Raw genomic sequence first — 13203 nt, forward strand, 5'->3', positions numbered from 1 at the left:
CTGTCCATACCACTCATCTTCATATCCCGATTTACTATAAACCTCTTTACCATAACGATTGAAAATCTCTAATTTGCTCACATTAAAACTAGATAAATCAAAGTTGTCATTCATACCATCTGCATTCGGAGAAATCCCTTTTTGAATCGTACAACCGATAACGATAACATCAAGAGTTGTACTAGTAGCACAAAACTGAGCATCCGGTGTAAAGGTATAAGTACTAACTCCAGCAACTGAAGTGTTTATCGTAGAAGGTGACCAACTACCAGTATAACCCTCTAATGATGAAGATGGCAACGTGGTCGATGAAGAACCTGAGCATAAATCCTCAATAATCGAAAAAGTTGGAGTAGTTACATCAGAAATGGTAGTAGAAACAGAATATGAATTAGCTGAAATACAATTAGCTAAATCTTCAGCAACTGAGTAAGTTATTTCGTAAGTTCCTCCTAAAGTATTCGCTAAATCAATTTCTCCTGTAACAGGGTTAATAGTGATATCTGCACTGTTTGAACTAGTTACACTAAATGTTCCATTAGTATTAAATCCTGTAGTAGAAGTATCTGGCAAAGGATTTGTACTATCTAACAAACAATATGTTGTATTATAAGAGAATGTTACAATAGGAGTTGTATATAATGGTGAATCAACAACGATTGCAAGAGGATCCGAAGTACACCCTGTTACAGAATCAAACGCTACAACTGTATAGTTACCAGGTGCTATATTTGTAAAAACAGGATTTGTTTGCGTAATTGGCGTTGTACCATCACTTAAAGTAAATTCGTAACTAGAAAGGAACAAACTGTAAGTTCCAACATTAGAATAGTCAAAAACGGTTGTAGTCCAATCTGTAGCATCCCAATCAGCTGGATCAAAAGTAGTAGAAGGCAGTATTGTTCCTGAAGGTATTCTTCTATAATTATACCCTACTCCATAAGGAAGTATACTTCCGTCTGTATAACCCCAAACATCAACATCAACATCAGATAAATTAGTTAATCTAATATTATCATTATTATTTATATTAAATCCAGTGAAAGACAAATCTGGAACAACACCTGCTGCGTTAGCAGAAGAACCTATTTTAATTACCACCACATCATCATTATTTAACATACCGGATAATACGTATTCATTTGTAGGTGGTGCTGGATATCCTCCACCATTATAAAGTCTTATTTTATAATTACTTAAATCTACAGCCGTACCCGTACCATTATAAATCTCAAGATAAGTTAAAGATCCAGATTGAGAATCTGTTACTTCTGAAATAAAAATATCTGTTGGATAATTCAACTGATTGATCAATGGAGAGGTTACTTCTACTGTACCCGTTTGAACAGCACAAGTTGGTTGAGTTATATTCACCGTTGGTACTGGTACTGTAACTATAGTCACATTAGCAGTCAAACTAGTAAATGTATTTGAACAACTTGTTGTATTATTTGTAATATCTAATAATTCAATTTGAACATTAGCCGTCGGAACTGGTACTGTAATTGTATAAGTTCCTGTAGCATCTAAAATTAGTGGTTGTGACGCACCTCCATTAATACTATAATTTACAGTAGCGTTTGGTGTTCCATTTACAGTAAATTGTGCATCATTACCTATACATACTATATTGCTCACAGCTGAGAAACTTGATACCGTAGGCAACGGATTAACAACAACTGTATCTGTATTTGTTAATGAAATATTACAAGATGCATTATAAATATTCAATAATGCCAAGTTAACGCTCCCTACAGCTGGTGTATTAACTGTAATAGTAGCAATTCCATTAGTATCAAAAGTTATGTTTTGAGGAGAACCCCCATTAATACTATACCCTAAATTATAATTTGGAGTACCTGTTACTGTAAACACTGCATTTTCACCAAAACAAATTTCTGAATTATTTGTAATTTGAGTCACAGAAGGTGAAAAATCAGTTATTATTACAGGAGTCATATCTGTAATAACACATCCGTTTATTTCAAAATTAAAATTATCATATGTTCCAGCATTTAATCCTGTAAGTATAATTTCACCATTTGAATTTGCAGTAAAATTAGCAGGACCAACTGTAACTGTATCATCATTATATGTTACACTATAAACATCACCTGGATTGAAACCAGACACTGTTATATAAGCATTAGAACTTCCACATTCTTCGTTTTGTGAAGTAAATGTAGGTGTACTTTGTATTGAGAAAGTAGCTACGAAATTATTACCTCCATTGTTTACAGTAATTGTATCGTCACACTGAGTAGGATCATCATTATCTCCTACTAAATCAAAATAAACTTCAATTACGTAGTCACCAGGAGCAAATGCAGTTAAATCAACAGTAGAAGCAATCTCTCTCCATTTCTGATCTCCATCATTACAAGTTCCACCTGAAGGGAAAGTACCAGCATTACAATCGTCAAATAAATTTAATACAATTGGCGTGAATGATGGTGTTCCACCTACTGGATAAATGGAATAATAAAGATTGGCACCACAAACATTTGAAGCAGTCGTTTTAAAAGATTTTAACTCTCCTCCTCTAAAAATTAAATTACTAGAACCTTGTACAAAAGTTCCATAATCGTTATTTGGGAAAACATTACTTGCTGGACCAATACTTGTTGCTCCTGAACCTGTAACATTATAAAATTCCCCTCCAGCTGTTGTTTCACAACTTTCAATATAAACTGCGGTAGCAATTGAATTAAAAGTACATGCAGCTGTAACTTCTACATCTATTGTAATTACTTCTGCACATAAATAAGAAGCATCTGGGGTAAACGTATATTGAGCTATCCCAGCAGTTGAAGTATCAATTGTTGCTGATGGACTCCAAACACCTTGTATTCCATTGTTTGATGTATCAGGTAAAACAACACCTGGGTCGTTTAAACAAAATGGCCCTGGAATAGAAAAAGAAGGAATTGTTTTTTCTAAAACATTTATTTCTATAAAATCAGAAGTAGCACAAAGTGAATTTGTGTCTGTTGATTGTACTTGAACAGTATAAGTACCTGGTGCAGGTGGAGTAAAAGTTACTGTATTTCCTGTTGTTACATCTAAACCAACATTTGGAGACCAATTGTAATCTCCATTTCCTCCTGTCGCATTTAAAACTAAAGTTTGATCTGTACAAATTGTTGTATTACTTTGCGTAATTTCAACATCTGTAGTTGTTGAACCACCTGAAGTAACAGTTACAGAGTAATCACATATCGCTCCTGCATAACCGTCAATCATTAAATAATAGTTTTGTCCAATTGTAAGTCCATTAAAATTTAAAGAATTTACTCCTGGATTCATAGGAGAATAACAGTTTACAGATGAAACTGGGCCACTACCACATGTAGCTGCTGAGAAAATAAAGAACTGAATTCCAGATCCATTTGTACAGTTCCCTACGTTTACATCAAAAGATATAGACGTAGAAGTTGCTTGAAAAGTTAAGAAAGAATTATTTTCAATAGAACCACAGAAAGCCGCTGTTAATTCAGTCCAAGTATTTACGGTATAAGAACCAGAAGTATTACCACAATAACCATCTAAATTACATACAGGTGCAGCTTCAGGACATGCGTTTCCAGCAGGATCTGATCCTCCACAACCAGCAAAAAGAGTTTGGAAAGGCCTTGGACCTGACCAAAAACTTAAATCACCAGGGCCGCAAATAGCTCTAACATAAAATTCATATTGTGTATTAGGATTTAATCCTGTTGCTAAATAAGAGTTACTAGTTGTAACAGTACCTGAGCCTGTAGGATATCCTGTACCAGCTGGTTGTATAATAACTTCCCAACTCGTTGCCGAACCAGCTTCTGTCCATTCCAATAATGCTCCAGTATCTGAGATATTTGATACTAGCAAACTAGTTGGGTTAGGACATGTTGGTGGTGTTGTACATTGAATCGTAGCATCCCAACCTGCTGTCTGAGTAAAACCATTAGAAGTAAAATTAAATGTTAAACATCCATCTGTAGCTGTTGACACTAAAATAGGAGGTAACGTTGTACCTGTATATGTCCCCATGACTGGTGAAGCAGTTGAATTACCATTATAAACAGTTAAAACATCACTAGTGTCTAGATTAAATGAGTTAAAAAAAGCAATTACAGTATTACCCGAAATATCTGGACAAATAGTAGTTGTTATATTTTCATTTGCTGAATATGTACCACTAGGTCCTCCTGAATCATAAAAATGATCTCCAGCACAATAATCCGGAGCTGTAGTAAAACTTGAACCTACAGACCAATCACTTATATCAGTAGTTGTACACCTTGCGCGAACATATACTACATAATTTGTATATGAATCTAATCCGGTTGCAATGTATGAATATGGCGGCCCAGAAGAAGTAACCCCTGAATATGTTGGCGTAGTTGAAGCTGTAGGCGCAGGTGAACCAGCTGGAACAATATAAATATCCCATTCCGGCGCGCCATTATTATGGTTCCATTCAATTGTTCCACTGCTTGGCGTAAGTGATGTATACGTTACTGCTATTGGTTTAGGACATGTTGGAAATGGTTGACAAGTTACGTTTGCTGTCCAACCTGGATTTGTAAACGAGGTATCACTTCTAAAACGAAAGGTTAAACACCCTTGTGCATTAGTTGCTTCGAAAGGACCTGGTATAGCAGTTCCCCAAAATCCACCAGCAAGACCTCCAGGAACATTTCCTGGTCCATTAGCACTAGCAATTTGAGGAGAAGTTATACTGGGACCATCAAAAACATACAATGCATCCCAATTTGCTTCAGTATTAAACGAAGTAAATGTAACCGTAACAAAATCTCCAGGGTTATCTGGACAAATTGTAACGATATAATCTGAATTGTTAGGATAATTTGCTGATGGACCACCTTCATCAATGAAATTTCCTCCACATCCAGGAGGTAAAGCAGAAGTAGTAAAACAATGTGGTCCAGACCAAGCACTTACGTTATCAGTAGAACATAATGATCTCACATAATAACAGTACGAAGTTAATCCAGTTAATCCAGTTAAATTATAAGTTGGGGAGCCAGTTGCTGTAACAACTGTTCCTGTCCCTTGAACAAAACCATTTGGGCCATACTCAATTTCCCATTGAGTAGCTGTACTTGGACTAGTCCAGTTTAATGTAGCAGAAGTAGCTAAAGGTGTTGACGTTAAATTTGTATTATCTAAACATTTTGAATCAATGTTTATGTTATCAACATACCATCTATCTCCATTATCGTTAATCATTACAAATGCAATGCGGATTTGAGTACCAGCAGCGTAAGTAGCTGATAAATCAACTGTTTTTTGAATATAAGTTGACTGCTCTGCTGTTGTACTACCACCCATTAATGATATTTCATCCCAAGTAGCGGCAGTAAAACTATAATTTGCAGGATTGACTATGTCTGCAGGAACAGTACTAGTATTGGTAGAAATTCTAATATAATAATTACTACCTTGGTTACCCCCTTGACTTAATTTTGTATAAAAACGCAATTGACCATCAACAGGGACTGTTATAACAGGACTAACTAGCCAATCTTCAGCCAAAGTACCATCAACAACATTTTCACGATTTAAAAAAGCACATCGAGTACCAGCATATTGTGGTCCACCAGTTGCTACGCCCCATCTCTGAGCAGTTCCAATTCCATTGTCAAATATCCTCCAGTCTCCAGATGTTAAGGTCCAATTACTTCCTGTAGCGGAAGGCGGATCTGGAACTGTCGTACCTTCAAACCCCTCAAATACTTGTCCGTAGGATACAAAGGTTAATAATGACATGAAAAAAAGTAGTAATTTTTTCATTCTATAATATTTTAGTTAAAATTTGATTAATATTTCAAAGTTAACAATAAATTAATGTCATTAAACATCTATCGACAAAATGTATGATTTCATCGACAAAATACATCTTTTTAACAGATAAATCAATATATTTTTTTTACTTACTTTTGCATCATAAAATCAATGCTTACATCCTTGGAAAAACAATTAAAAATTTACTTTGCTTCTGACCAACATTTTGGCGCACCAAATTCAGAAAAAAGTTTCCCTAGAGAACAAAAATTTGTAGCTTGGTTAGATTACATAAAAGAAGATGCAACTGCAATTTTTTTATTAGGAGATTTATTTGATTTTTGGTTTGAATATAAAACCGTTGTCCCAAAAGGTTTTGTTAGAGTTTTAGGTAAATTAGCTGAAATAAGGGATTCAGGAATACCAATTTATTTTTTTGTTGGAAATCATGATTTATGGATGCATGATTATTTTGAAAAGGAATTAAATATACCTGTATATCACGATAACAGAGAGTTTACTTTTAATAATAAATCATTTTTAATTGGTCATGGAGATGGTAAAGGTCCAGGTGACAAAGGTTATAAAAGAATGAAAAAAGTTTTCACTAATCCCTTTTCTAAATGGCTCTTTAGATGGTTACATCCAGATATAGGTGTAAAATTAGCACAATATTTATCTGTTAAAAACAAATTAATTTCTGGTGCAGAGGACGTAACATTTTTAGGAGAAGACAAAGAATGGCTCGTGCAATATGCAAAAAGAAAATTGGAAACAAAAAATTACAATTATTTTGTTTTTGGACATCGCCATTTACCGATGATTATTGACCTAAATGAAAACTCAAAATATATTAATCTTGGAGATTGGATTGGTTATTTCACTTATGGCATTTTTGACGGTGAATATTTTGAATTAAAAGAATTTAAAAATTAATCTTCTTTTTCCAAATCTTCCACTTCTTTTTCTAAGTCCAAATTCCTAAATTTCGGTGAAACATAAGCAGTCACCAAAACAGTTCCAATGGTCATACACCCACCAAAAACAACAGCTCTCACTGCACCCATTAATTTAGCCGTTACTCCACTTTCGAAAGCACCTAATTCGTTAGAAGAACCAACAAAAATCGAGTTTACTGAGGAAACTCTACCTCTCATATGATCTGGTGTATGCAATTGTAAAATAGTACTTCGAATAACAACCGAAACCCCATCCGCAACTCCACTTAAAAACAAGGCAAAGACTGAAACCCAGAAAATTTCCGATAAACCAAAAAGGATAATACTTCCTCCAAAAATAAATATCGCAATCAATAATTTTTTCCCAGTATTTTTATTCAATGAAAAATAGGCAGAAGCCAACATGGTTACAATAGAACCAACAGCAGGTGCAGCTCTTAAAATTCCAAAACCTTGCGAACCAACCTTCAAAATATCTTGGGCAAAAACAGGCAATAATGCAACTGCACCACCAAATAAAACGGCAAACATATCTAAAGAAAGCGCTCCTAAAATAGTATGGTTTTTAAATACGAAACGCACCCCTTCTTTTAAACTTTGAAAGACTGGCTCTCCAATTTTAGGGTTTAAAATGGGCTTTCTTTCAATTTGATTTAACCCCAATAAAGCCAAAACTGTAAAACCAAAAACCAAACACATAGACCAATGAACTCCAATAAAACTTATCGAAACCCCAGCCAATGCTGGTCCAAACATAGCTCCCATTTGCCAAGTAGAACTACTCCAAGTTGCCGCATTTGGATATGTTTTTTTGGGGACTATTAAGGATAATAATGAAAAAACTGTAGGACCTATAAAGGCTCTAACCAAACCTCCTAAAAAAACCAATGCATAAATGATAAGCAATACATTTGATACTGGCAACGCTTTTTGAATACTAGGAATCGTAATCAAAAAAAGTCCTAAACTCACAGTAGAAAAACCTAATAAACATTTTACTAGCAATGATTTTTTCTCATTCTGATCCACTATATGTCCTGCAAACAATGCCATTGCGACTGCAGGAATAATTTCCATTAGACCTATAAATCCTAAGGACAACGGATCTTTTGTTATACTATATACTTCCCATTCAATAATTACAAACTGCATGGCCCAAGCAAAAACCATAGCAAAACGCATGAATAAGAAAAAACGAAATTCTTTAAAACGCAAAGCTGCGTAAGGGTCTTTTTTAGCCATTATTCTCTTTTATTGCTCTAACATTCAATTGTAAACTTACTTGATTATTCCATTCATTCTCATCTACTACATACGCCATTTGAAATTCTTTTTTTTCTTGTACCAAAGGAAAATATTTTCCTAATCCAAAACCAATAGCGCCAATTCCTGTTTCTTGCGAAGTATCATACTGTTTTACATATAATTTTAAATGCTCACCTTCACTACCTAATGTTTTAGCAAAACCGGTATCAAAAACTGAAGTACTCATAAAAACAGGATGCATATTTTGGGGACCAAAAGGTTCAAATTCTTTTAAAATTCGAATTAATTTTGGTGTAATATCCGAAAAATCAATTTCCATATCTATTGTAATTTCAGGAATTAATAGTTCGGGATTAATGGTGTCTTTTACCACATCCTCAAAGGCTTGTTTAAAAACCGAATAATTTTCTTCTTTTAATGTCATTCCTGCAGCATACATATGACCTCCAAACTGTTCTAAATGATACGAACATGCTTCCAAAGCCTGATACACATCAAAATCTTGAACGGATCGTGCAGAAGCCGCTAACTTATCACCACTTTTGGTAAATACTAAAGTCGGTCTATAATAGGTTTCTGTTAAACGGGAAGCTACTATTCCAATAACACCTTTATGCCAATTTTCATCATACACTACTGTTGTAAACCGAGATTCTTCCTTTTTTTCTTTAATTTGATGAAGGGCTTCTTTTGTAATTTGTTTATCTAAACCTCTACGTTCTGCATTGTTTTCTTCAATTTCTTGAGCAAAGGTTTCGGCTTGTTTTAAATCGAACTCGGTTAATAATTGGACCGCATAATCGCCATGCTTTATTCTTCCCGCTGCATTAATTCTTGGTGCTACTATGAAAACTACATCGGTAATGGTTAAGGCTTTCTTTTTTACATTTTGAACCAAAGCTTTAATCCCTGGTCTTGGATTCGTATTGATAACTTTCAATCCGAATTTTGCTAACACTCTATTTTCACCAGTCATGGGAACAATATCTGCTGCAATAGCTGTGGCCACTAAATCCAAGTAAGACACTAAATCTTGTATCGTTTGCCCTCTATTTCTCCCTAAAGCTTGAATCAATTTAAAACCTACTCCACAACCACATAATTCATCATAGGGATACGTACAATCTTCTCTTTTGGGATCTAAAACAGCAATAGCATCTGGTAAAACGGCTCCAGGTCGATGATGATCACAAATTATAAAATCAATTCCTTTTTCTTTGGCATAAGCCACATGATCAACTGATTTAATCCCACAATCTAAAGCTATAATTAGTGTAAAACCATTATCTTCTGCAAAATCAATTCCTTGAAACGACACACCATAACCTTCTAAATAACGATCTGGAATATACGTAGCTACATTGGAATAATCGGTTTTTAAATAACTTGAAACCAAGGAAACTGCTGTTGTTCCGTCAACATCATAATCTCCAAAAACTAAAATATTTTCTTGATTTATAATAGCCGTTTCAATGCGAGATACTGCTTTATCCATATCTTTCATTAAATACGGATCGTGTAGGTCATTTAAAGTAGGACGGAAAAAAGATTTGGCTTGTTCAAACGTTTCAATACCTCGTTGAACTAATAAGGTAGCAATAATTTCGTCTACCTGAAGAACTTCTTGTAAGGCTTGTACTTTTTCTTTATTTGGCTTTGATTTTAAGTTCCAACGCATGTTTGTTAATTTTAGAAATTTAGGTTTTCATTTTGGCTTATATAATTGAAGAACAAATTTACTATTAAAATTGATGCTGGCTTATTTTAATACCAATAAAATTTAGTTAATTTTGAACTTATTACTTTCAAAACTAAAGCATGCAAATTCAAGGACAAATTGTAGATATCGCAAACAAAAAAATATTTTCAGGAGAAATTACCGTTGAAAATGGAAAGATTACATCCATTGTACCCAAAGAACATCAAGTAAAAAACTACATCCTTCCAGGTTTTATCGATGCTCATATCCATATTGAAAGTTCGATGTTAGTTCCTTCAGAATTTGCTAAAATTGCTGTATTACATGGTACTACTGCCACCATTTCTGACCCACATGAAATAGCTAATGTATTAGGAAAAGAAGGCGTCTATTATATGATTGAAAACAGCAAAAAAGTACCTTTAAAATTTCATTTTGGAGCGCCCTCTTGTGTACCAGCCACCTTTTTTGAAACAGCTGGTGCTGTTATTGATGCAAATGATATCAAAGAATTATTAGCTTCACCCGACATTCATTATTTAGCAGAAATGATGAACTATCCTGGTGTTTTATTTGATGATGCCGAAGTTTTAAAAAAAATAGAATGGGCGAAACATTTTAACAAACCGATAGACGGCCATGCTCCTGGCTTACGAGGTGAACCGTTGCAAAAATACATTGCTGCTGGAATTACAACAGATCATGAGTGTTTTACTTATGAAGAAGCTAGTGAAAAATTAGCCCTTGGCATGAAAGTAATTATACGTGAAGGAAGCGCAGCCAAGAATTTTGAAGCGTTGATCGATTTATTACCAGAGCATTATGAAAACATGATGTTTTGTTCCGATGATAAGCATCCAGATGATTTAATTGTTAGTCATATTAATGCGTTATGTGCTAGAGCTGTAAAAAAAGGAATCGATCTTTTTAAAGTATTGCAAGCTGCTTGTATCAACCCGGTGCATCATTACAAAATGAATGTAGGTATTTTACGAGAAGGTGATTTTGCTGATTTTATTGTAGTGGAAAATTTAGTTGATTTTCAAGTAAAACAAACATATATCAATGGTGAATTAGTAGCCGAAAATGGCACTTCTAAAATAGCGGATATTGATTTTGAAACGCCTAATAATTTTAGCACTTCTTTTAAAAAACCAGAAGATTTTGAAATAAAGAGTTCGGCTAAAACCATTCGCGTAATTGAAGCTCTAGAAGGCCAATTAATCACCAATGAACTCCATCATAACGCTTTTTTGAAAGATGGGAAATTAGTTTCAGACACTAAGAATGACATTTTAAAAATGGCAGTAGTAAATCGGTATGAAAATGCTCCAATAGCAGTAGCTTTCATTAAAAATTTCGGTTTAAAAGAAGGAGCTATAGCGAGTTCGGTTGCACATGATTGCCACAATATTGTTGTCGTAGGTACTTCTGACGAAGAAATTTGTAGCGCTGTTAACCTCTTGATCGAAAACAAAGGAGGTGTTTGTGCCGTAAATGGTGCTGAAAAAAAGGTATTGTCTTTACCTGTTGCAGGCATTATGAGTGCCAAAGACGGTTGGGAAACGGGTAAACTATACCAAGAAATTGATGCAAAAGCCAAAGCATATGGCAGTACCTTGCATGCTCCTTTTATGACGCTTTCTTTTATGGCTTTATTAGTTATTCCAGATTTAAAACTCTCTGATAAAGGTTTGTTCAGTGGAACTAGTTTTTCTTTTGTGGATTTACAAGTGGAATAGTAAAAAATATTGTTGGTTGTTGGTTGCAATATAAAAATAAATATGATTTACATTTCCAATCACATGAAATGGAATAGCCAAAAAAATATACTTTTTATTTGCATACTATTCTGTATAAGTTGCACCCAAAACAAAGAGGATTTAGTTTATTTATTTCCTTCTAAACTGAAGGTTATTACAAACACAGAAATAGATTCGTTATGCGATAAAGTTTTCACTCTTCAAAGTAGCTTTTCAAGCGAAAAAAACCTGCAAAACATACCATTAGATTCGGTAGTTTTTAAAAAAGAGGGCAGTATTTATTCTTTCAACAAAAAAGTAGGCACTTGGCAAACAGACAGAACAATTTATTTATCAAATTACAAAAGAAAGTTCTATTTTAATTATATTACAAAGAATAGCTTAAGAATATATTCGAGATACCAAATCGAAAAGGATACCACTTTAAAACAAATAAAACTTCATTTAGTAAGCGAAAAAAATAGGAAATCCGAACCTGAAAGTGAATTTTATTTTTAAAAACTCATTATTTTATTTTCCTGCTATGTCATTTCGACTAAAGGGAGAAATCACATAAAGACAATTAATTCAATCAAAATGATGATTTAAAAACTCAAAACTAGCATTAAACCGTTTTATTAATTCTAGTTTTTTATCTCTACGCCATTTTTTTAATTCTTTTTCTCTTGCAATTGCTTCTTCCACCCAAACAAATTTTTCATAATATACTAAAAATTGCAAATTATATTTAGCTGCAAAAGTTTTATTTCCAAGTTTTAAATTTTCTTTATGTTGAAACATTCTTTGTTTCAAATTATTTGTCATACCAATATAAAAAGTCGATCTATATTTATTTGTAATAATATAAACATAATAAGAATGGAAACCTAATTGAGGATTAAATTCATTCATGACATTAATTGATGCGATTTCTCCATTCTGTCGAAATGACAATTTGAGCTATTTCAATTCCAAAGCTTTTCCCTCAAAAGAAATACCTTCCCAACCCGAGTTGATAAAATTTCTAATATTTTGATGATCCATTTCATCTGGTGTTGCTAGTACTTTTTGATAATGTTCACCAAATAAAAACAAGGTTTCTTTCACATCTAAGTGGTACATTTTAGCAAAAGAAAATACTTTACACGAACCATTATTGGTATTGGCTTTGTTTGTTACAGCTCCATTTGTAAAAAAAGTTGGTGTGAATTCAAAATGGACATCTATAGTTGCAATTACTTCTGAGAAGGCTACAATTTCAGCTTTTTGAACTGCTTCAATCAAATTAGAAATCGTCATATAAAAGAATAAATTAGTCGTGATGAAAAAAAGTTTTAATATCTATTTTGGCAAATTGTCGGAACATTTCCATCACACCACAATATTTTTCTACCGATAAATTCACTGCTTTTTGAAGTTTATTTTCGTCTAGATTTTTCCCATAAAAATGATATTCAACCCTAACCGCATCGTATACTTTTGGATGCTCTTCGGTTAAATTAGCAATCGTTTCTATTTTAAAATCGTCGACCTCCAACTTCATTTTTTCAATTAAAGAAGCCACATCCAAACCCGAACAACCTGCCAAAGAAGACAATAGTAATGCTTTTGGTCGTAACCCTGCTCCTGCTCCACCATGTTCTGGAGCAGCATTGATTAAAAAGGTTTCCCCACTTGGATTTGTAGATTCAAATTGCATTTTCCCTTTCCAAGTTGTAGTAACTTTGTGATCCATATTTTTTATTTTAAC

Annotated in this window: 8 protein-coding genes; 2 read left to right on the forward strand and 6 right to left on the reverse strand. The window is 33.7% G+C overall.

The window, feature by feature from the left end; translation table 11 throughout:
• A partial coding sequence (locus tag CX675_RS16110; protein WP_130736284.1) for a fibronectin type III domain-containing protein occupies nucleotides 1–5796 on the reverse strand: 5796 nt, incomplete at its 3' end.
• Nucleotides 5797–5958: 162 nt separating this feature from the next.
• Between CX675_RS16110 and CX675_RS16115 the strand changes: the two genes are divergently transcribed.
• Nucleotides 5959–6723, forward strand: coding sequence for a UDP-2,3-diacylglucosamine diphosphatase (locus CX675_RS16115; protein WP_130736285.1), 765 nt, complete (start codon nucleotides 5959–5961; stop codon nucleotides 6721–6723).
• Here the strand turns inward: CX675_RS16115 and CX675_RS16120 are convergent.
• Both CX675_RS16120 and recJ read right to left on the reverse strand, forming a co-directional pair.
• On the reverse strand, nucleotides 6720–7988 hold the full coding sequence (locus CX675_RS16120) for an MFS transporter (protein ID WP_130736286.1): 1269 nt from the start codon (nucleotides 7986–7988) through the stop codon (nucleotides 6720–6722). The two genes, CX675_RS16115 and CX675_RS16120, sit on opposite strands and share 4 nt — an antisense overlap.
• Complete coding sequence (gene recJ / locus CX675_RS16125) at nucleotides 7981–9690, reverse strand: single-stranded-DNA-specific exonuclease RecJ (RefSeq protein ID WP_130736287.1); 1710 nt, start codon at nucleotides 9688–9690, stop codon at nucleotides 7981–7983. The genes CX675_RS16120 and recJ overlap by 8 nt, the downstream gene beginning before the upstream one ends.
• 140 nt (nucleotides 9691–9830) lie before the next feature.
• Between recJ and ade the strand changes: the two genes are divergently transcribed.
• Entirely contained in the window at nucleotides 9831–11453 is a 1623-nt protein-coding gene (ade, locus tag CX675_RS16130) for an adenine deaminase (protein WP_130736288.1), read from the forward strand.
• 588 nt (nucleotides 11454–12041) lie between these two features.
• Here ade and CX675_RS16135 read toward each other — a convergent pair.
• Genes CX675_RS16135 through CX675_RS16145 form a run of 3 tightly spaced genes read right to left on the reverse strand, consistent with a single transcriptional unit; the run spans nucleotide 12042 to nucleotide 13188 of the window.
• Entirely contained in the window at nucleotides 12042–12365 is a 324-nt protein-coding gene (locus tag CX675_RS16135; RefSeq protein ID WP_130736381.1) for a GIY-YIG nuclease family protein, read from the reverse strand.
• A gap of 48 nt (nucleotides 12366–12413) precedes the next feature.
• Nucleotides 12414–12752: a HopJ type III effector protein gene (locus CX675_RS16140; protein ID WP_130736289.1), complete on the reverse strand. Its 339-nt coding sequence runs from the start codon at nucleotides 12750–12752 to the stop codon at nucleotides 12414–12416.
• Nucleotides 12753–12765: 13 nt separating this feature from the next.
• Entirely contained in the window at nucleotides 12766–13188 is a 423-nt protein-coding gene (locus CX675_RS16145) for an OsmC family protein (protein WP_130736290.1), read from the reverse strand.
• Nucleotides 13189–13203: the final 15 nt, after the last annotated feature.

Source organism: Flavobacterium sp. J27 (genome assembly GCF_004303025.1).
Taxonomy (GTDB): domain Bacteria; phylum Bacteroidota; class Bacteroidia; order Flavobacteriales; family Flavobacteriaceae; genus Flavobacterium.